22 protein-coding genes are annotated in these 22,178 nt (G+C 29.7%); 20 read left to right on the top strand and 2 right to left on the bottom strand.

Annotated features, from left to right (window positions below; all coding sequences use genetic code 11):
* Positions 1–67: 67 nt before the first annotated feature.
* The 6 genes from J2Z43_RS02475 to J2Z43_RS02450 all read left to right on the top strand — a co-directional run bounded on the left by J2Z43_RS02475 (position 68) and on the right by J2Z43_RS02450 (position 5,834).
* The gene (locus J2Z43_RS02475; protein WP_209455692.1) at positions 68–1,090 is read left to right on the top strand and encodes a branched-chain amino acid aminotransferase; all 1,023 of its coding nucleotides are present in this window, start codon (positions 68–70) and stop codon (positions 1,088–1,090) included.
* Positions 1,091–1,276: 186 nt separating this feature from the next.
* A complete protein-coding gene (aroB, locus tag J2Z43_RS02470; RefSeq protein WP_209455691.1) occupies positions 1,277–2,338 on the top strand; it encodes a 3-dehydroquinate synthase in 1,062 nt (353 codons plus the stop codon).
* Positions 2,338–3,717 (top strand): 3-phosphoshikimate 1-carboxyvinyltransferase, encoded by a 1,380-nt coding sequence (gene aroA, locus J2Z43_RS02465; RefSeq protein ID WP_209455690.1) that lies wholly within the window; start codon positions 2,338–2,340, stop codon positions 3,715–3,717. Before aroB ends, aroA begins: the two co-directional genes overlap by 1 nt.
* Positions 3,695–4,777 (top strand): chorismate synthase, encoded by a 1,083-nt coding sequence (gene aroC, locus J2Z43_RS02460; protein WP_209455689.1) that lies wholly within the window; start codon positions 3,695–3,697, stop codon positions 4,775–4,777. The genes aroA and aroC overlap by 23 nt, the downstream gene beginning before the upstream one ends.
* The gene (locus J2Z43_RS02455; protein WP_209455688.1) at positions 4,778–5,050 is read left to right on the top strand and encodes a chorismate mutase; all 273 of its coding nucleotides are present in this window, start codon (positions 4,778–4,780) and stop codon (positions 5,048–5,050) included. It abuts the gene before it with no gap.
* 124 nt (positions 5,051–5,174) lie between these two features.
* Positions 5,175–5,834, top strand: coding sequence for a B3/B4 domain-containing protein (locus tag J2Z43_RS02450; RefSeq protein WP_209455687.1), 660 nt, complete (start codon positions 5,175–5,177; stop codon positions 5,832–5,834).
* A gap of 93 nt (positions 5,835–5,927) precedes the next feature.
* Here J2Z43_RS02450 and J2Z43_RS02445 read toward each other — a convergent pair whose 3' ends face one another.
* Positions 5,928–7,043, bottom strand: a complete 1,116-nt coding sequence (locus J2Z43_RS02445; protein ID WP_209455686.1) for a tyrosine-type recombinase/integrase — start codon at positions 7,041–7,043, stop codon at positions 5,928–5,930.
* Positions 7,044–7,378: 335 nt separating this feature from the next.
* Here J2Z43_RS02445 and J2Z43_RS02440 point away from each other — a divergent pair, with 335 nt between their 5' ends.
* A complete protein-coding gene (locus J2Z43_RS02440; RefSeq protein ID WP_234925941.1) occupies positions 7,379–7,972 on the top strand; it encodes a GNAT family N-acetyltransferase in 594 nt (197 codons plus the stop codon).
* A gap of 133 nt (positions 7,973–8,105) precedes the next feature.
* Here J2Z43_RS02440 and J2Z43_RS02435 read toward each other — a convergent pair whose 3' ends face one another.
* On the bottom strand, positions 8,106–8,966 hold the full coding sequence (locus J2Z43_RS02435) for a YitT family protein (protein WP_209455685.1): 861 nt from the start codon (positions 8,964–8,966) through the stop codon (positions 8,106–8,108).
* A 199-nt stretch (positions 8,967–9,165) separates the two neighbouring features.
* Between J2Z43_RS02435 and J2Z43_RS02430 the strand changes: the two genes are divergently transcribed.
* From J2Z43_RS02430 to J2Z43_RS02370, 13 genes are all read left to right on the top strand, one after another.
* Positions 9,166–9,483 carry a Fe-S cluster assembly protein HesB gene (locus tag J2Z43_RS02430; RefSeq protein ID WP_027702031.1) on the top strand — a complete coding sequence of 106 codons (318 nt, stop codon included), beginning with the start codon at positions 9,166–9,168 and terminating at the stop codon, positions 9,481–9,483.
* A 195-nt stretch (positions 9,484–9,678) separates the two neighbouring features.
* Entirely contained in the window at positions 9,679–10,401 is a 723-nt protein-coding gene (locus J2Z43_RS02425; RefSeq protein ID WP_209455684.1) for a hypothetical protein, read from the top strand.
* A gap of 142 nt (positions 10,402–10,543) precedes the next feature.
* Positions 10,544–11,086: a hypothetical protein gene (locus tag J2Z43_RS02420; RefSeq protein ID WP_209455683.1), complete on the top strand. Its 543-nt coding sequence runs from the start codon at positions 10,544–10,546 to the stop codon at positions 11,084–11,086.
* 379 nt (positions 11,087–11,465) lie between these two features.
* The gene (locus J2Z43_RS02415) at positions 11,466–12,539 is read left to right on the top strand and encodes a uroporphyrinogen decarboxylase family protein (protein WP_234925940.1); all 1,074 of its coding nucleotides are present in this window, start codon (positions 11,466–11,468) and stop codon (positions 12,537–12,539) included.
* 13 nt (positions 12,540–12,552) lie between these two features.
* Positions 12,553–13,224 (top strand): corrinoid protein, encoded by a 672-nt coding sequence (locus J2Z43_RS02410; RefSeq protein WP_209455682.1) that lies wholly within the window; start codon positions 12,553–12,555, stop codon positions 13,222–13,224.
* On the top strand, positions 13,224–14,243 hold the full coding sequence (locus J2Z43_RS02405; RefSeq protein WP_234925939.1) for a methylcobamide:CoM methyltransferase MtbA: 1,020 nt from the start codon (positions 13,224–13,226) through the stop codon (positions 14,241–14,243). Before J2Z43_RS02410 ends, J2Z43_RS02405 begins: the two co-directional genes overlap by 1 nt.
* A gap of 105 nt (positions 14,244–14,348) precedes the next feature.
* Entirely contained in the window at positions 14,349–14,825 is a 477-nt protein-coding gene (gene accB, locus J2Z43_RS02400) for an acetyl-CoA carboxylase biotin carboxyl carrier protein (protein WP_209455681.1), read from the top strand.
* Between the two features lie 14 nt (positions 14,826–14,839).
* Entirely contained in the window at positions 14,840–16,201 is a 1,362-nt protein-coding gene (accC, locus tag J2Z43_RS02395) for an acetyl-CoA carboxylase biotin carboxylase subunit (RefSeq protein ID WP_209455680.1), read from the top strand.
* A 14-nt stretch (positions 16,202–16,215) separates the two neighbouring features.
* Positions 16,216–17,067, top strand: coding sequence for an acetyl-CoA carboxylase, carboxyltransferase subunit beta (gene accD, locus J2Z43_RS02390; RefSeq protein ID WP_209455679.1), 852 nt, complete (start codon positions 16,216–16,218; stop codon positions 17,065–17,067).
* A gap of 110 nt (positions 17,068–17,177) precedes the next feature.
* The gene (locus J2Z43_RS02385) at positions 17,178–18,098 is read left to right on the top strand and encodes an acetyl-CoA carboxylase carboxyltransferase subunit alpha (RefSeq protein ID WP_408631519.1); all 921 of its coding nucleotides are present in this window, start codon (positions 17,178–17,180) and stop codon (positions 18,096–18,098) included.
* 403 nt (positions 18,099–18,501) lie between these two features.
* On the top strand, positions 18,502–18,762 hold the full coding sequence (locus J2Z43_RS02380) for a stage V sporulation protein S (RefSeq protein WP_209455677.1): 261 nt from the start codon (positions 18,502–18,504) through the stop codon (positions 18,760–18,762).
* A gap of 289 nt (positions 18,763–19,051) precedes the next feature.
* Entirely contained in the window at positions 19,052–19,888 is an 837-nt protein-coding gene (locus J2Z43_RS02375) for a hypothetical protein (RefSeq protein WP_209455676.1), read from the top strand.
* A 1,105-nt stretch (positions 19,889–20,993) separates the two neighbouring features.
* Entirely contained in the window at positions 20,994–22,121 is a 1,128-nt protein-coding gene (locus J2Z43_RS02370) for a tyrosine-type recombinase/integrase (protein WP_209455675.1), read from the top strand.
* Positions 22,122–22,178: the final 57 nt, after the last annotated feature.

The raw sequence follows: 22,178 nt of genomic DNA, 5'->3' as shown, positions 1-22,178 counted from the left end.
TTGAAAAAAATAAATCAATGTTATATAATTAGACATGTAATTATATAAACTACAAGGAGGAAACAACATGCAAAAAAAAGATATTAAATGGTCAGAACTAGGATTCGACTACTTGAAAACAGACAGAAGTTACATATCTTACTGGAAAGATGGCAGCTGGGATAATGGTGCGCTAGTAGAAGAAGATACAGTAACAATAAATCAAGGTTCTACTGCTTTACATTATGGACAACAATGTTTCGAAGGTTTAAAGGCTTACACTAATAAAGATGGTGGAATCCAATTATTTAGACCTGAGGAAAACGCTTTGAGAATGCAAAGAAGTTGTAAAAGACTTTTAATGCCTGAAGTTCCTGTAGAAAAATTTGTAAACGCTTGTATAGAACTTGTTAAAGCTAACGAAGCTTATGTTCCACCATATGGAACTGGAGCAACTTTATACTTAAGACCATTTGTTATTGGTGTTGGAGAAAATATAGGTGTTAGACCTGCTAAAGAGTACATATTTGGAATATTCTGTATGCCAGTAGGACCATACTATAAAGGTGGTATGTCTCCAGTAAACTACATAACTACTAACTATGATAGAGCAGCAGCTCATGGTACTGGTAAAGACAAAGTTGGTGGAAACTATGCAGCTAGTTTATTAGCTCACCAAGAAGCAGTAGATAAAGGATTCGCTGACTGTATATACCTAGATCCAGGTACTCATACTAAAATAGATGAGGTTGGAGCTGCTAACTTCTTTGCTATCACAAAAGATAACAGATTTGTTACTCCAGATTCATCATCAATATTACCAAGTATAACTAAATTATCTTTACTACATGTTGCAAAAGAATACTTAGGATTAGAAACAGCTCAAGAGTCTGTTTATATTGACAAACTTGATGAGTATGCTGAAGCAGGAGCTTGTGGTACTGCAGCAGTTATAACTCCTATTGGTGGAATCGAACACAATGGTAAACTACATGTATTCCACAGTGAAACAGAAGTTGGACCAATGGTTAAAAAATTATACGATACTTTATCTGGAATCCAAACTGGTGATGTAGAAGCTCCAGAAGGATGGATAACAAAAGTTAAATAATAAAAGTTAATTAAAGGGAGAATTCAAACGAATTCTCCTTTTTTATTACAAAAATATCTGCTATCTAATATATAAATCTTTATTTTTATCTATTTATTAATTTTCTGAAATTGTAGTTATTAAAAAAATATGATACGATTATGACAGGAATTAATAATAATTGAATTAATATAAGGAATGATATATATGAAAAGAAAAGTATATGTAAATTTAGAAAAAAGTACATACTGCATTAGAATAGAAAATAACAGCTTGGATTCTATAGGCAAAAAAATAAAGAAAGTTTATCAATGTAAAAAAGCGATAATTATTACGGATGAAAATGTAAATAATTATTATACAGGTAGACTTGAAAGCTCTCTTTTTAAAAATGATTTCGATGTAGATACTATAGTTATAGAACCAGGAGAAATGTCAAAGTCATTAGATAGTTTGCCCAAAATATATAATAGGCTTATAGACTTTGAAGTTACCAGAAATGATTTACTTATAGCCTTAGGTGGTGGAGTTGTGGGAGATATATGTGGATTTGTGGCATCTTCATTTTTAAGAGGGATTCCATTTATCCAAATACCAACATCACTACTTGCGCAAGTTGATAGTTCGGTTGGAGGGAAAGTGGGCATTAATTTAGAAAGAGGAAAAAATTTAGTTGGCAGCTTTTATCATCCTAAAGCCGTTTTTATAGACCCACTTGTTCTAAATACTTTACCTGATAAGTACTATAAAGATGGAATGGCAGAAGTTATAAAATATGGTTGTATAAAAGATAAAAACTTCTTTTATAAATTGAAGTCATTGAAAAATAGAAATGATATTACAGATAATATCGATGATATAATTTACCGTTGTTGTTCGATTAAGAAAAAAATGGTAGAAAGTGATGAAAGGGATCTAAATGAAAGAATGATCCTAAACTTTGGACATACACTCGGACATGCTATAGAAAAATACTACAATTTTGAAAAGTATACTCATGGAGAAGCTGTTGCCATTGGGATGTACAATATAGCACTACTTGGAGAAAGAAAAGGTCTCACTAAAGATGGAACTTCTGATGAAATAAAAGACATCTTGATAGAGCAAGGCCTAGCATATAAACTTGATGTAAGTTTAAAGTCCTTAATGGAGTTCATAAAAAATGATAAAAAAAATATTGGATCAACACTTAAAGTAGTATTACTTAAAGAAATCGGTGAAAGCTTTATATACGATACTACTCTTGACTTCTTTGAGGAGGAAATATAATGGCGGACATAAAGTTATACCCTTCAAAATTAAATGGTGAAATAATAGTTCCTCCATCTAAAAGTATGTCACACAGAGCCATAATCTGCGCTTCATTGGCTTCTGGAACTAGTATAATCGAAAATATAGATTTTTCTGATGATATTAATTCTACAATAAAAGCAATGAAAATACTTGGAGCTGAAATTACAGTTGAAGGTAAAAGTTTATATATACAAGGAATAAAGTCGAAAGAAATAGTAAGTGAATTTGAAGACAAAAAACAATTTCAATATAAGGAACAATTTCAAATATGTAATAATGATTTAAATAATGACAATGTAAACTGCGAAAAAAATATACCAACAATAGACTGCAGTGAGTCTGGATCTACATTAAGATTTATTGTTCCTATATTTTCAGCACTTTCAAAACCTGTAAGGTATATTGGTAGAGGTAACTTAGGAAAAAGACCATTAAATATTTACTATAAAATTTTCGATGAACAAAATATTAGATATAAGTTTAAAAGAAATGAACTAGATTTAACAGTTTTGGATAATTTAAAATCAGGTGAATTTTATATTGACGGAAATGTTAGCTCACAATTTATATCGGGACTATTATTTGCGCTTCCTTTACTTTCTGGCGACTCTAAGATATATATAACTACAGAATTTGAGTCAAAACCATACTTAGATTTAACCATATCAATTTTAAAGACATTTGGTGTAGATATAGTAAATATGGATTATAGAGAATTTACTATAAAAGGAAATCAAAAGTACAAAAATTGTAATTACAGAGTAGAGGGAGATTACTCACAAGGAGCATATTTTCTATGTGCTAATGCTCTCGGTTCTGATATATCTATATCTGGGTTAAAAGAGGAAAGCCTTCAGGGAGACAAGAGAATAATTTGTATTTTAGATAGTATGGGAACTTCATCAAAATTTGTAAATTATAAACTTTATAATATATCAAGAGAACTTACTGGTACGACTATAGACGCATCACAATGCCCAGACATTATTCCAGTGCTTTCATTAGTTGCAACATTAAGCAAAGGTGAAACAAAAATAGTAAATGCTCATAGGCTTAAACTTAAAGAGTGTGATAGACTAGAAGCTACAAGATTAGAACTCCTTAAATTAGGGGGGGATATAGTAGCTAAAGAAGACAGCTTGATTATAAATGGTGTTGATAAACTTCGTGGAGGGATTACGGTGTGGAGTCACAACGATCATAGGATTGCAATGATGCTTTCTATAGCTTCTTGTTTTTGTGAGGAAGAAATTGTTCTTTGTGATAGTGAATGTATATCAAAATCGTATCCAAATTTTTACAAAGACTTCATTGAATTAGGAGGAAAAATAGATGAGTGGGATTTGGGGAAATAATATAAAGATATCTCTATTCGGGGAGTCACATGGAAATTCAATAGGAATTAACGTAGATGGACTTGAGCCTGGTATAGAACTGGATTTAAGCGAGGTTTATGCTGAGATGTCTAGAAGATCTCCAGGGAAAAGTCTTTTATCCAGTAAGAGAAAAGAATCAGATATGCCCGACATACTCAGTGGATATTTTGATGGTAAAACGACAGGAACGCCACTGTGTGCTGTAATAAAAAACGAGGATAAAAAATCAAATGACTACAGTAAAATAAAAGATTTAGCTAGACCTGGACATGCAGATTACACAGGTTATGTAAAGTACAACTCTTTTAATGACTACAGAGGAGGAGGACACTTTTCAGGTAGACTTACTGCACCGTTGGTATTTTGCGGGGCTATTTGCAAACAGATTTTAAAAAGAAAAGGTATCTTTATAGGTTCTCATATTAAAAAAATAAATTGTATAGAAGATACAAGTTTTGACTATGCTAATATTTCTAAAAAAGAGCTTGAAGAATTAAAAAAACTATCGATTCCAGTAATTGATAAATCCAAAGCTGCTGATATGGAAAAACTTATAAACGATGCAAGAATGTCAACCGACTCTGTAGGCGGAGTAGTGGAGTGTGCTGTTGTCGGTATAAAACCAGGAGTAGGCGATCCATTCTTTGATTCTGTAGAGTCTGTATTATCTCACCTCATGTTTTCTATACCGGCAGTTAAAGGTGTAGAATTTGGTGCAGGATTTGGAGTTGCAGATATGTATGGATCTGAATGCAATGACGAATTTTACATTGATAAAAAGGTTATAAAGACTAAGACTAACAATAATGGTGGTATTTTAGGTGGAATCACAAATGGAATGCCTGTTATTTTTAAAGTAGCGATAAAACCTACACCATCGATAGCTAAAACTCAAAACACAGTAAATTTTAAAGATGGTAAAGAAGAAAAGATAGCTATTGAAGGAAGACATGATCCATGTATAGTTCTAAGGGCATTGCCGGTAATAGAGGCAGTAGCAGCTATCGGAATATACGATTTATTGAAAGGTAGCATATAAATGGATAAATTAAACGATTACAGAGACGAAATTGATAAAATTGATAAAGTTCTAATAGAGTTATTTGAGAAAAGACTCGATGTAGTCTTAAAAGTAGCAGAGCATAAAAAAGAAAACAATCTTACTATCTATCAAGAGGGAAGAGAGAAGCTAGTCCTTAAAAAAGTTGAGGAAAATATTGAAAACGATGATTATTTAAATGAAGCGTTAATGTTTTTTGAATCAATTATGGATATAAGCAAATCTTTACAGGATAAAAAAAATAATGTATAAGAATAAGACAATTAGTTTACATAATTGCGTTATGGTGAAATTATTTTAGAACAAATTAGGTAAAATATTGAAAACACTATATTTCAACTTATAAATAAAATATAACTTGAGGAGCTTAATTGATATGAGATTAAAAGTAGATTCAAAATTAAAAGACAAATGCCAAGATATATGTATTGGAAGTATAGAAGCGAATGTAAAAGTTTCTGATTCTAGCAGTGAACTGTTACAATTGATAGATTCTGAATGCAAAAGAATTGAAAATACATATGAAACAAAAGACGTATCATCTATAAAAAATATAAATGACTCTAGATTAGCCTATAGAAGCATTGGAAAAGATCCAACTAGGTATAGACTTTCCTCAGAAGCATTATTTAGAAGAGTAAGTAAAGGTGATGGTTTGTACATCATAAACAATATAGTCGATATTAATAATTTAATATCTTTAAAAAGTGCCTATTCTGTTGGAACTTATGATCTAGATAAAATCGTTGGACAAATCAACTTCACAGTAGGTGGAGAAGGGGAAAGCTACAAAGGAATTGGGAAAGGTTCTGTAAATATTGAAAATCTTCCTGTATTTGAAGATGAAGAAGGAAAATTTGGAAGCACTACTTCAGATTCTACAAGAGCAATGATAAATGATGATTCAGTACATATACTTATGAATATAATATCCTTTAATGGTGACAAGGAACTAAATTTAAATATGGATATAGCTGAAAAATTACTACTAGATTATGCAGAAGCAGAGATAATTGATAAAATAATAGTCCGCTAAGTAAAAGCGATCTTATTGTGACTATAGATGGCTGAAAAACTACAGATAATTAAAATAAACTAGCCAATATCGGCTAGTTTATTTTTTATGTAATTACATATCAAATATACTTCGAGAAATTTTTAGGACAACGTTATCTTCGTACTTTTCGAAAATATCTGAGTACATATTTAATGTAGTAGATACACTAGAATGCCCAATTCTCGAAGAAATTACACTTCCAGATACTCCAGCTTCTATTAATATATATACATGAAAATGCCTTAATTCTTGAAATGTTGTCTCAGGGAGATTATTTTCTTTAATAAACTGCTTTAATTTTCTGCTTATAACATCCTCAGCAATCGGATTTGCCTTATCATCGTAAAATAGAAGGTTCTGTTTAATTCCTAAAGAGTTCTTTATATTTTTTTTGGAAGATACTTCTTTTAATAATTTAAGTTTTTTCATAATTTCTTTCGGGATACTTACAGTTCTTACAATACTTTTAGATCTTGGTTCTTTTAATATTACAGAGCCATTTTCCCTGACCGATACTTTGTCGACTCTAAGTGTACTATTATTAAAATCGATATTATTCCAAGTTAGTCCTAAAATTTCTGATAATTTGAGACCTACACCACTAGCCAGATACAATGGAATTTCAAGAATTGTATCCTTTGAATGCTCAAGTATATCCTTTATATCTTTTTTATTGAATACCCTTTTTGGTTTGTAATTAGATTCTGTGTTATCTATTTTTATAAATTTTGCTACATTTCGATTGAGTAATCCACAATCTACTGCGAAATCTAATGATAGCCTCAGTATATTTAGGTGGATGTTTAAAGTTTTAACACTTAACGAGCTTCTAAGTTTATCTATATAGTCGATTATATCTTGCGTTTTTAATTCATGAATTTTAAAATTACCTATCAATGGTTCTATGTATTTTTCAAAAATTCTGATGTAGTAGTTGTATGAAGAAGGGGAGAGGTTCTCCTGTCTTTCAGATAGATACTTCAACATTAGTTCGTTTATACTCATATCATTAACAACAAGTTCATCATTTAAAAGGCTATTTTTTAACTCGATCATTCTTTTCGTTGCTTCTTTTTTCTTTTCAAAAGATCCCATATTTTTTTGTTTTCTTTTGCTTGTATCTGAATCTTTGTATTCCAAATAGACTATATAGTTTTTACTCCTTTTTCTAATAAATACACTTCCCATAATTTACAACCTCCTAGTATAGCTAGATATATTATATCATCAGTATATAAAAAAACAAAATTATAACTGAAACATTACTGACATAAAATAATATATATACATATGTTATTGAAAATACAACGATTTTTACATAAAACATAAAATAATTACTTTTATGTTTTATGTAATGTCTACGATTATATAAAACTTATAAACGCCTATTATTTATACTGAAAGTAGGCTAATTAATTATATACTTTAGAATATAATTAATTAAGGTATAAATTTAAGAACCTTTTATACCTTAATTTTGTATTCTAATAATGAGACTATTATTTAATTAAGGAGAGGATATAATGAATCATCAGTATTCTCAAATGAAGCCCTTAGAAAGTAAGAACTGCATCCTAAGAGAAGTTAGGCTGGGTGATGCAAAAGATATGTATGAGTACTATAAATTAGATATAGTTGTAAAATATCTACCTATTAATAGACATACAAGTATAAGTAAGACTAGAAAATTTATTAAAGCATTTTTTATCGATAACTACAACATGGGTAGAGTAGGTCATTATGCAATTATATCTAAAAAAGACGCCAAAGTTATAGGAAATATTGGCTTTAACAATATAAAGGTTAATGCTGAAGAAGCTGATATAGGAATTTGTATTAATCCGGCTTATTGGGGCCATGGTTATGCAACAGAATTAGCCGATCCTATAATAAGGTATGGATTTGATGAATTAAACCTAAAAAGGATAATAGCAGAAACATACAAAGAAAATGTTAACTCTACTAAACCCCTTAAGAACTTAGGCTTTAGATATTTTGAAACTGTTAGCAACAACTTCTCTAAAGAATCTATGGGTAATACACATTTAGAATCTATAAAAAGTGAAACATTGTGTTATAGATATGAGCTGTTAAAACAAAGATATAATAGATGCTGATGTTATCGACAAATTATTTGTATTAATTAAACTTAATCAAATATCTATTAATATAAAAAATAGGTCTTAATATATAAAGAAAGAATATCAATAAGCTTTCTAAATTTATTATAAGACCTATTCTTATTTATATTTATGATCCTAAGACTTTAAATCCTTTTCCATAGACTTCTTTGACATCTGAGACAATTACAAATGCCTCTGGATCTACATCTTTGACTAGTCTATTTAAGAACAACTCTTGTTTTTTTGTAACTACTACAAATAACACTTCTTTGCTTGTTTTAGTATAACCACCTTTACCATCTAAGATTGTAAGACCTCTATTTAACTCTTTAGTAATGGCGCTTCTAACTTTTTCAGGTTCTTCCGATATAATATAAAACGCTCTAGAAGAGTTAACACCTTCTACTATGATATCAGCAACTTTTACTATAACAATTAGTGCCATACCAGAATATAATGCCGTTTCAAGACTGCGATTTACAAAACCAGATGATATAACGATCATACCATCTAAGCAACTCATGAATTTAGTAACCTTGATTCCTGGGAACTTCTTGCTTAGTATTAAAGCTATTAGGTCAGTACCTCCAGTAGAAGCATCGGATTTAAACATAATTCCAAGACCTATACCTACTAGCAACCCACCAGAAATAGAAGAAAGAATTAAATCCTCAGTAAAATGCATTCTAGATAATGGATCTGTCAATTGTACTATTGCAGAAAATAAAACTGTACCAAATAATGTCTTTAATGAATTTTTTAAGCCCATTATTCTAAACGCAAGTATTACTAGTGGAACTCCTATAAGCATCATTACAACAGAAACAGGAAGACCTGTGATTTTGTTTAACAATAAAGAAAGACCACTAAGACCACCAGGAGCAATTGTGTGGGGTTTCAAAAATGCATTTATACCGACACTCATTGAAATACATCCCATAACTAAACCTGTCATCTCTACTAAAATAGGCAATTTACGCTTTTCCATAGTATCACCTCCTCATTGGCTCCAATAAGATATTATAACAGTAAAAGCACTTTTTTTAAAGCTATTTCAACAATAAAAATCATAATAAAAATAATTTTGATTTGTAATATCATTTTACATCTTATTATGATAAATATGGTATAATAAGATTTGAAAGCGATGCAAAAATCGATAAATAAATCTGAAAGGAATTGATTATATGAAGGTAACATTACCAGAAACAGCAGCAGAAACACTAAAAAATATTTTAGATGATAATAAAGATAAACCAAATAGCATAAGAGTTTATTTTGAAGGCGTTGGATGCAGTGGACCATCTTTTGGACTAGCTCTTGATGAACAAAAAAAAGACGATTTCGCTTACGAAACCGGTGGACTAAACTTTATCATGAACATGGCAGATTACCAAGAATATGGTGATATTGTCATAGAAGATAGTGGATACGGTTTTAGAGTTGTTCCTGAGAACATGGAAGACATGGGCGGTTGCTCTGGGTGCTCTGGGTGTGGCAATTAATTTAGTGTCATAATTTGAAAACCAAAATAAGTTTGGTATAACTATATACAATATAATAGGAGTAATCGTAGAATTTTATATTTATTTAAAAGAATAAAGTGAACGAAATTACACCTAAACTGCAAGGAAACAAAGACCTCTCATAGAAATAATTATGTATACATATGTAAATATAATTTTTTATGGGAGGTTATTATGATTTTAAATGCTTTTTTACCTTTGTTGATTTCAGTCTCAGCCTTATCACCTGTGAATAGTACAGATAAAGCTTTGACAGAATCTCAGCTTAAAGATATTTTTCCTGATGCGAACTTGAGAACTGTAATAAAAAGATACATACACCCTGATGAGCTTACTATAAGTAAGATAAAATCTTTAGATGGAGAGTTTTATGCTTCTGGAGAGAAAATAACGAACTTAGAAGGAATATCTTATCTAGAAAATATCGATGACTTTGTTTTTTGGAACAACAATATAAAAGAGTTGCCTAAAGAGATCACAGAATTAAAAGATATAGATTCTTTAAATTTGGCAAATAACTATATAACAGAGCCTAATGTAATAAATGAACTTAAAGAAAGAGGCGTGAAAGTAAACAGCGATTTGAACTTTATAAACTTAGAAGAGAACCAATATAAATTGGATACAAAGCATAACTCTATAAATATAACTGTAGATGAAAAATTTGATCTAAGAAATGTCTTATCTAAGAATATAGACGACTATTATAAACACTGGGAGACTACAGATGAGCTTCCGAAAGATTTAAATTTAATTGTTACTGCAGATAATGATCTTGTTAGCATTGATAATATGATGATAACAGGAAAGAAAATTGGAAAATCAAAAATAAAAGTTGTGATAAACAATAATGAAAATTCATCTCAAATTGTAGTGATAAACGTTAAGGTTAAATAAAATGTATATTTTAAGTATTGAATAAAAACTAGCTAATTCTCCAAAGCTAGTTTTTTTATTGTCCATATAGTCTGCTACTTAGAAATATTTCTTCGATTCAAATCATATTATTAAGTATGGCAGCTTATAGGAGGATGATAGTATGCAATTTAAATATTTAAACTGGTATACACAAGCTATTGGGGCTACCTTTGGTATGTTATCCTGTATTTTTGGATACCTCAATGGTTTTATGTTTGTTTTATTAAATGATCCAAGCAAATATATAGAAAATATAGGGATACTTGGAGTGATATCAAGTTATACTTTATTACCGTTTTGTATTTTAACCTTTATACTTGCACTTATTAGATCTTATACAATTGAGATAGAAGAGAAGAAATTGTTTGGTTTTTCATTTTTATATCTAAACAATAAGATATCTATACTTACAGTATTACTAGGTATTATTGGGAGCAGACACTTTTTTATAATACCAGCTATACTAATATTGTTTAATCAGCACAGTTATAAATTTATTAAAAAGGTTGAAAATAATGAAGAACTTGATTCTAATATTAATAAAACAGAAGAAAAATTTACAGTTATAACTGAGAACTTATCTGAAAACATAGATGTGTATGTAAATTCAGAATTAGAAAAAAACATAATAGACTCACATGAAAGTAGCAAAGAATTTACTTAAATTAAAGTGTCGATTTAGAATCGACACTTTTTATTTTACTCTTTTAAATTATTATCAAACCTTTGTAATAATTCAAAAGAGTAAAAAGAGTATTATTATAAAATAAATCATATAGATGATAGAAAAAACAATTCATTTTATTATTTTTGTTAGTAGCAGATCTAAATAAAGCCTTGATAATGGTATTAATAAATAATACTATTTAAGTTTAGCAGGATCAAATTAATCAAATTTTGTTATATAAATTGAAAATTCTAGTTAATAGAAAATGCTTATGACAACATATACTGTAATAGTTTTTAACAATTTGTTTATTTATGTTTAATGATGTAAAGTATTTTTGATTGATAAATTTATAACTCGAAAAGGAGAACAAATTATGGATTATACAATTAATAAAGATCAAATGACCCCAAAAGAAAGAATGCAGGCTTTTGGAGCGGGTAAAGAAATAGATAGAATACCATGTTCACCATTTTTAGGAGAAAGCGTTGCACCATCTTTTGGATATTCAATATATGATTATAATCATTCTGTAGATGTGCTCGTAGATGTAGCAGTTAAAAGTTTTGAAAAGTTTCGTCCAGATAGTATCGGATTTGGACCGGGCCTTCAAGGAATACCAGAGGCGATGGGTAGTGAGGTTGTATTCCCATTAAACAATACGCCTTTTATAAATAAACCAGCTATATGTGATTATAGTGAAATAGGAAAATTAAGCCCTATAGATCCTTATAAAGATGGAAGAATACATTACTTTTTAGAAGCACTTAAAATAACTAATGAAAAATTAAGTTGTGAAGTAGGGGTAGGGACTTCTGTAGGCGGTCCTTTTACTTTAGCATCTTTTTTAAGAGGTACTGATAATTTCTTAAGAGATTTAACGAAAAATAAAGAAAAGGCACATGAACTTTTAGAAATTTCAACTCAGAGTGTTATAAATTATATTGATGCAGCTTGTGATATAGGCTTAACTCCTGGTCTAGCTGAACCAATTGCATCTTGTACAATGATAAGCAGTAAAAACTTTGAAGAATTTGCAAAACCATACTTAAAAAAGTGTATGGATAGAATTATAGAGAGAACCGGAGGAGGATCGACACTTCATATCTGTGGCAAAACAAAAAAAGTATGGGGTCATATGGTTGATATAGGGATAGCTAACCTGAGTTTAGATAATATAGAAGATATAGGAGAATTAAAAGAAGCATATGGTGATAAAGTATGCTTAATCGGAAATGTAGACCCTGTTGAAACAATTATGAGAGGTACTATAGAAGATATATATATGGAAGCAAAAGAATGTATAATTAAAGGCCATGATAGTATGAAAGGATTTATATTAAGTACAGGTTGCGATGTTCCTATAGGAACGGACCCTAAAAAAATAATAGCATTAATGGATGCTGCAAGGATATTCGGATCTAGCAAAATAAATATTAATGAATTATAAAAAGGAGATTAGCATGATAAATTTAAAAGAAGATTTATTAAAAAAGTTAGCAGATTGTGTTGTAGAGATGGAAGATGAAACTGTAATAGATGTAGCTAATGAGTATATAGAAAATGAATTTGAACCTTATGAAGGCATATCTAAAGGACTGGCTCTTGGAATGGAGGATGCAGGTAAGCTTTATGAAGAAGAGGAGTATTTTATACCTGATCTTTTATTGTGTTCAGACGCTATGTATAAAGGCATTGATATATTAAAACCTCACATTAAAAAAAATTCAGCTAAAGAAAGTTTTAAAGCAGTAATAGGAGTTGTCGAGGGAGATACACATGATATTGGGAAAAACTTATTTAAAATTATGTTAGAAACTTCAGGATTTGAAGTATACGATTTAGGAAGAGATGTCCCTTGTATTGATTTTATTAATAAAGCAAAAGAAATCAATGCAGATTTAATAGGATTATCTACTCTTATGACTACTACTATGGAAAATATGCAATTAGTTATTGATTTATTAAATAAAGAAGATATTCGTGAAAAATTTGTTGTTATGGTAGGCGGAGGGCCTATATCACAAGGGTTTGCAAATGAAATCGGCGCAGATGGATATGCACATGAAGCATCAAAAGCAGCTAAACTCGCAAAAGAGCTAATAAGCAAGAAAAAATATAAAGAGGTGGTATAATGACACCTAAAGAAAGACTATATAAAGCGTTAAAAGGAGAAGTTGTAGATAGAAAACCTTGTATTTGTCCTGGTGGGATGATGAATATGATAGTGGAAGATATTATGGATATTGAAGGTGTCTTTTGGCCAATGGCACATAGCAATTCTAATATGATGGCAGATTTAACATTAGGTATGTATAAAAACAATGGTTTTGAAAACTTTGGAGTACCATATTGCATGACAGTAGAAGCTGAAAGCATGGGAGCAGAAGTATATATGGGAACAAAAACCACAGAACCTAGAGTTATAAAATATCCAATTGAATCGGTTGCTCAGTGGAGTAATTTGGACAAGGTAGATGTAACTAAAGGAAGAGCAAAAGTTGTTATAGATGCTATTAAAATATTAAAAGAAAAAAATAACGATGTTCCTATAGTAGCAAACTTAATAGGGCCTGTTAGCTTAGCATCCTCACTTGTAGAGCCAATTACTTACTATAAAGAAATTAGGAAAAAGAAAGAAGAAGCTCATGAGTTTATGGAATTCGTCACAGAAAACCTTATAATTTTTGGGAAAGCTCAATTAGAGGCTGGGGCAGATGTTTTAACTATATCAGATCCAAGTGGTACCGGTGAAATTCTCGGCGCTAAAACTTTTAGTGAATTTGCAACTCCATATTTAAATAATATAATAGATCAATTGAAAGAATACGCTCCTGGAGGAACTATTATACATATATGCGGAAAATTAAAAACTATTTATAAAGAATTAAATGATTTGCATAGTGATGCAGTTAGTTTTGATTCTATAACTAATGCTAGACAAGTGGTTGAAAATGTTCCAGGAAAAGTTATTATGGGGAATGTTAGCACTTTCGCTATTGAAAATGGAACTAAGGAAAGTTTAAAAAATATCTCCAATTCATGTTTGAAAAGTGGAGTGGATATATTATCTCCAGCTTGTGGAATAGGCGTAAAAAGTAAACTTGATAACATAAAAGTTTTAGTAGAATGTGCAAAACAATTTAATAACTAAAATATATCAATTAAAGTGTCGATTTAGCGTTGACACTTTTTCTTTTACTATTTTACCTTTTATGATATAATATTAGCACCAGGTAATAATACAAGGGGGTAAGAAATGAATATTAACGAAGTAAAAGAATTAATAAAGCTGATTGATTCAACAAGTTTAGACTATGTAAAGCTTGAAAATGCTTCTTTAAAACTAGAAGTCTCTAGAAACAATAATACAGTTGAAAAAACTCAAAATACTGTAGTTAGAGAAGATAAAAAAGAAACTGCTTGTAAAGAAATTACAGTTGAAAAAGAAGAAATCAGAGATAATAATGAAAATAATACGGAAAATGATAATAATTTATATATAATTTCAGCACCACTTATGGGAACTTTCTATGGATCTCCGAATCCTGACTCAGAAAATTTTGTTAAAATCGGAGATGTAATAGAAGAAGGACAGACGCTTTGCATTCTTGAAGCTATGAAACTTATGAATGAAATAAACAGTGAAGTTAATGGTGAAATAGTTGAAATATTGGTTAAAAATGAAGAACTAGTAGAGTACAATCAACCTTTATTTAAGATTAAACCAATGTAAATAGGAGGTAACTGATGTCAATAAATAAAATACTAGTTGCAAATAGAGGAGATATTGCGGTTAGAATAATAAGAACATGTAAAGAGTTAGGTATAAAAACTGTAGCAATATACTCAGAAGCAGATAAAGATTGTCTGCACAGATATTTGTCTGATGAATCGATATGTATAGGACCAAATAACGTAAGTAAAAGTTATAATAACATAGACAATATAATATATTTAGCAAAAAAGTTAAAATGTGACGCTATACATCCTGGATTTGGATTTTTATCTGAAAACCCAGAGTTTGTAAGCAAATGTGAAGATAATGGAATTATTTTTATAGGTCCTACAAAAGAACAAATGGAACTTATGGGTGACAAGTCACGTGCAAGAGAGACTATGATGAGTTTAGGTGTACCAGTTGTACCAGGATCAAAGACAGTACTTAAATCTAAAGAAGATGCCCTTAAAGTGGCTTCTGAAATTGGATATCCTGTTATGATTAAAGCATCTAATGGTGGCGGTGGCAAGGGTATGAGAATAGTATTTAATAAAGAAGAACTTCCTTCACTATTTGATATTGCCAGCTCTGAATCTTTAGCATCGTTTGGTAGCAATGATCTCTATATGGAAAAATTTATAGAGAATCCAAGACATATAGAGGTACAAGTATTTGGAGATAAATATTCCAATGCTATTCACTTCGGAGACAGAGACTGCTCTATGCAAAGAAGAAATCAAAAAGTTATAGAAGAGTCTCTTAGTCCATATATAACTGATGCTGAAAGGGAAGAGTTATTTAAAACAGCGACAGATATTATAAATGGTATTGGATATTTAGGAGCGGGAACTATAGAATTTATATTTGACAAAGATAAAAAATTCTACTTTATTGAAATGAATACAAGGATACAAGTTGAACATCCTGTCACTGAGATGATTACAAATATAGATCTTATAAGACTTCAGATACTTATAGCTGCTGGAAAAGAGATTCCATACAAGCAAGAAGATATTATATTTAGAGGTCATGCAATTGAATGTAGAATAAATGCTGAAAATTCACAAATGAGCTTTGCACCATCACCAGGTAAAATAGATTCACTTAATTTGCCAGGGGGGTTTGGAGTTAGATTTGATACATTTGTGTATCCAGGATATACAATACCGCCTCTTTACGATTCGATGATAGGTAAACTTATATGTTGGGCTGATACAAGAGAAGAGTGTATTGAAAGAATGTACAGAGCTCTAGATGAAATTATAATAGACGGAATCTTTACTAATATAGATTTCCAAAAATCACTAATAACGTGTGATGCTTTTAGAGATGACACACATCATACTAAATTCATAGAGAATGAATTTATGAAAGAGTGTACTTCAATATAAGGGAGCAATAAACAATGATAAAAAAATTCTTACCATCAAAGGGATCTAAGTATGTAACGATCTCTCTGGATGAAAACTTTAAAGAAAATAGTATAAATGAAAAATTCTGGCTATACTGCAAAGGGTGTGATGAGCGAGTATTCAGAAAAGATATTGAGGAAAATTTATACGTATGCCCAAACTGTGGTAGACACTACAGTTTAAAAGCTAGAAATAGGATAAAACTGATTATAGATAGAGGAACATTTGTCGAGCTAAACGAAGAGGTTGAATTTCAAGATCCTCTAAAGTTCCCAAGTTATAATGATAAATTCAACTCATACAGAGATAAAACAGGAGAATCAGAAGGGGTAATAACTGGGCACGGTAGGCTTAACGGTATAAAAACGGTACTTTGTGTTATGAATCCTGAATTTATGATGGGAAGTATGGGTTCTGTTGTAGGAGAAAAAATAACTTACGCAATAGAGTATGCTGCTGAAAATAATCTTCCGATAATCATATGTTCAGCTTCTGGAGGAGCGAGAATGCAAGAAGGTATGATATCTTTGATGCAGATGGCAAAGACTTCTCAAGCTCTTGCTAAATTAGAAGAAAAGGGTCTACCTTATATTTCAATTTTAACTGATCCAACAACAGGAGGAGTTACAGCAAGTTTTGCGATGCTTGGAGATATAATAATTTCTGAGCCTAATACTTTAATTGGATTTGCTGGTCCGAGAGTTATTGAACAGACGATAAACCAAAAACTTCCTGAAGGATTCCAGACTTCTGAGTTTTTACTTGAACATGGATTTATAGACATGATAGTAGATAGAAGAAAAATGAAAGAGGTATTGTACGAAATTCTTAATATGCATAGATAATGGAATTTAAAATATTAATTATATTTATTTATTTTTAAAATCTAACTAAAATTATTAAATATCAGCTGCATAAAGGAGGTTATATTTTGAGTGATAGTATTAAAGAAAGAATGAAAACTATTGAAAAAGATATAAAGCAGTTAGAGACCATATCTAAATCAAGTAGTATTGATTTAAATGATAAAATAAATGCACTAAAAGATAAATTGAAAAGATTAAAATATGAAGCTTTTACTTCATTGACACCGCATGATAAGGTAGTTCTGAGTAGAGATAAAGATAGACCGACTACTCAAGATTATATAGATAATATCTGTGCAAATTTTTTGGAATTTCACGGCGATAGATTATACAAAGACGATCCATCTATAGTAGGTGGAATAGGCAAGATAGGCAATTATAATGTAACTATAATCGGACACCAAAAGGGCCATGATACTAAAGAAAAAATAAGAAGAAACTTTGGTATGCCTCATCCTGAAGGATACAGAAAAGCTCTAAGACTTATGAAACAAGCTGAAAAATTTAATAGACCTATAGTTACTTTTGTAGACACATCTGGAGCATTTTGTGGTCTAGAAGCGGAAGAGAGAGGCCAAGGAGAAGCTATCGCTAGAAATCTACTTGAGATGAGCAAGTTATCTGTACCTGTTATTACTTTTGTAATAGGTGAAGGTGGAAGTGGAGGAGCTCTTGGCATAGGAGTTGGAAACGACATTTGTATGCTTGAACACTCTGTTTACTCTGTAATATCACCAGAGGGTCTATCCAGTATATTATTTAAAGATTCATCAAGAGCAAAAGAAGCTTGTGATGTTATGAAGCTTACTAGTAAAGATCTTTATGACTTAAATATAATCGATAAAATTATTAAAGAGCCGCTTGGTGGAGCTCAAAAAGATGTTGAGGCCGTTTCTAAGGAGATCAAAAAGTATGTATTAGATAGACTTGACTACTATAAAGATATTTCTAAAGAGGACATCGTATCTATGAGATATAACAAATTTAGAAATATAGGTAAATGTATATAACAATAGTGTTTACCTCAAAATAAATTGATACTTAATCTTTGAGATGTTACCTAATGTAAAAATATAGTTGAATTAAAAGGGCGCCTAAAAGTAAGACTTTAGATAGCTCTTTTTTTGAATCTTAATTTATACTAAAAAATAGAATAGTTGTTATAAATATTTATATTATATATGAAATTAAACTTATACTGTCATAATAAGTTTTAAATTGTTACTTTGATTATGTGTTTAAGTAGTTACAAATATTATATTGTAAATATCAGAATTTTCGTTTAAACAATATCATAAAATGTCTAGAGAAATAGAAATGCTCTTCAAGGTATTTGGATTTTGTAAATAGAATATATATATTAAACAACAATAAAAGAAACTAAAAATTTTCTTAACAAAAGGGGCTGTTAAAATGGAAATATTAAAAGTTTCAACAAAATCGCATCCTAATTCACTTGCAGGGGCTTTAGCAAGTGTAATTAGAAGGGATGGTGTAGCGGAGGTTCAAGCAGTCGGTGCAGGGGCTCTTAATCAATCGATAAAGGCGGTTGCAATAGCGAGAGGATTTCTAGCTCCAAGTGGCGTAGATCTTGTGTGTATACCGGCATTTACAGAGATTGAGATTGACGGGAATAAAAAGACAGCTATAAAACTTACTATTGAATCCAGATAGCGTTATATGTTTTTCGTATATTTTGATATTTGTGTGATTTGCTATATTAATATTTTCTTGGTGTAAAGAGATATCTTTGCACTTTTTTTGATTATAAATTTATTAGGATTCTTTTAAAAAAGTTTTTATATTTGTATTTGATATGTTTTATATTTTGTTTACTCTTTTTAAATTAAATGGTAAAATTATTGTATTTAAAATAAAAAAGTAATTCACAATAAATATTATCAAGGAGAAATCGAAGTGAAGCTAAAGTTATTAGATGGAAAGCCGAAAGGAGTTTATATTTATGGATCTAATTTATATATTAAAATCTAGCATAGTAAACGTAATCCTTTTAATTATTACATTTTTAGCGTTTGGATTTGTATTCAGCATGATTGAAAGGAAAAACAATAAATTTATATACTCAGCATTTGGTAGAAGTGGACTTATTGTAACTGGAGCTATAGGCACCATTATTCATGAATTAAGTCATTTAATTATGTGCCTTATTTTTAAACATCATATAAAAGAGGTAAAGCTGTTTAGACCAATTGAGAGTGAATACGATGGAGTATTAGGATATGTAAGTCATACATACAAGAAAAATAGTTTATATCAGAAACTAGGCAATTTTTTTATAGGTATTGCACCATTAATCGGAGGGACTCTATCAATAGTTCTTATATTTAGGTTATTTTTGCCTGAAAGTTTTAGTGCGATTATAAATATTCTTAGTTTAGAGACTTATATTGCTAATATAGAAAGCTTTAATTTTATTGGTTTTATTAATTCTTTATTAAAGGATATTTACATTTCTTTCACTTTTGTGTTCCAAGGAAATAATCTAATCTCGATAAAGTTTATAATTTTTATATTCTTGATGTATTCGATATCGAGCCATATGTCTTTAAGTTATTCTGACTTTAAGAATAGTTTGTCTGGATTAGGTGTGCTTATAGCGATAGTTTTTATAGGATCAATCGTATCGTATTTACTAGGTGCAGGTGAGAGTAGTATAGTTGATATGATTATAGAGTACAATATAATCGTTATTTTACTAATGATGCTCGGTTTGTTTTTTTCCTTTGTAACATTGATTATATCTTATATTCTAAGCACAATTATAAAAGGTAGAAGTTAGCTAGACTTATCAATTGCTGATTGTATAGAAAAAATAGTTAGAAATAAACAGACAAAATGCTAAATATATGCAATTTAAAAACTCCAGACGAAGATTGAGTTTATTGGTAATTTATTTAAATAGAATATAAAAAATGATAAAATAAAAGGAAATCTTATTAATTAATCCCTTTCTGGTAGATACTAATGCAAAGTGCAATGATATTGATTAGTTATTGCCATAAAGGGATTTTGTCTGCTATATAAAAATAGAAATTCGGTTATATCTGTTATATCTATAGAAAAATGTAATATTATATGAGTAATATAAGCGTGAATTTTAATACTTCAAATCTTGATCTTCACGTTATATTGGGTTGGTTAATTGAAATTGATGTAAAGAATTAAACTATAAAATTTATTTTGAAATATTTGTAGTTAGTTTATAAATTTTATTTGTTTTAATATAAATTATGTATATTTGTTAATAACTCTCAAAAATAGAGCTTACATATAACTAATCTTTAAATGTATATTTAGGGAATAGTTGTGTATATAAATTATAGGAAGAGTGCTTTTATGCTAATTTACCTAAAATCAGCTATTTGTATACTTGCAAAATATATTGCTAAAAAAACTTATCTTTTACTTTTCACTCTACCTTTATCTTCTTGTTAATGGACTTACTATTTATATATTTTATGATTCAATAATTATAAATCTATTTTAGCAATTTGATAACAAGTTATAAATTTAATATTCAGTTAGTTAACGTAGTTTTACTCATAACAATTTATATTGATCACAAATTTATATATCATTCAAATTATACATTGCTACGACATTTTGATCTACTTTTATTCTATCCTCAAAAATAGACCTCTTAAATGACCTTCTAAGAACTTTTATTTAATTTCTTGAGTATTTATACCATTAACAATTATTCAATTTGGATAATGAATCTTTAACTATATTGTACTCTCTTTCGTTATTTACAAATAATTTTTCCACATTAAGTATTCTTAAGAATTTTTCACTAAATTTGAATCATAATCATTTTTAATATATAATTTAACTTATTAATGTTATTATATTAAAATGTTTCATCGTATTAGGAGGTTGAAAATATGTCTGAAACTAAATCAGTTAGAATCAATAATAAATCAAATAAGCCTGATAATATCGTTATTAGGGATAATGATATTATAGATAGATGTATAAGTGTACAGAAAAAGCTACCTGGCTTTATGAAGGATTATTTTATTTATTTGAAGGGATCGGTGGCTGTAACTACTAGGCTTGCATATTTAGATGATATACATTTTTTTTGCGAATACTTAGTGGAAAATAACGAACTTACTGTTGCAAAGGAAGTAGAAAATATTACTGTTGAAGAATTCAACGAAATTAAAGCAAGAGACCTTAACCTATTTCTAGGTGATTATTGTGGTAGATACTATAAAGAAAATGGTAAAAATACAATCTTGTATGAAAATAATAATAGAGCTCTAGCTAGAAAAAAATCTTCAATATCTACACTATTTAAGTTTTTATATAGAAATGAACAAATTGATAGCAATATCACTGATGGGCTTAATCCTATTAAGCTACCGAAGCCGCAGCCAGACGCTATAAAGCGTTTAGAGATAGATGAAGTGGCAAAGATGCTTGATGCAGTTGATACAGGCAAAGGGCTAACAGATAAAGAGATGGTTTACTGGGAAAAAACAAGGTTGAGAGATAAAGCAATTTTGGCTCTGTTTGTTACTTATGGTCTTAGACTCAACGAACTTAGGGAATTAAATATTTCTTCATTTAATTTTTCTAGAGGCGAATTTATGATTTACAGAAAAAGAGGCAAAGAAGTTCTAATGCCTATAAACCATACATGCGAAACAGTTGTAAAAGATTACATAGAAAATGAAAGACCTAATAGTGAGCTTTTATCAGAAGAGTTTAAAGACGCTTTGTTTTTATCTCTACAAAATAAAAGAATTACAGCAAAGGCAATAAGGTCCTTAGTAAAAAAATATACATCAATTTCTATGGATACTAGCAGAGATAAAGGATATAGCCCTCACAAACTTAGAGCCACAGCTGCTACTTCACTTATTCAAAACGGTTTTTCCATATACGATGTTCAAAATCTATTAGATCACGATAACGTAACTACAACTCAGCTATATGCTGCACACAAGAAAAACGTAAAACGTGATATAGTAAACAACTTCGAATGGATTGATGATGAAAATTAATCGAAACAACAGGAACAAATGTTTGAGTTAGCAATACTATTATGATACAATATATAG

It is taken from the genome of Metaclostridioides mangenotii (assembly GCF_017873185.1).
In the GTDB taxonomy this organism is placed as follows: Bacteria; Bacillota; Clostridia; order Peptostreptococcales; family Peptostreptococcaceae; genus Metaclostridioides; species Metaclostridioides mangenotii.
This window is presented reverse-complemented; position numbering and strand designations above follow the sequence as displayed.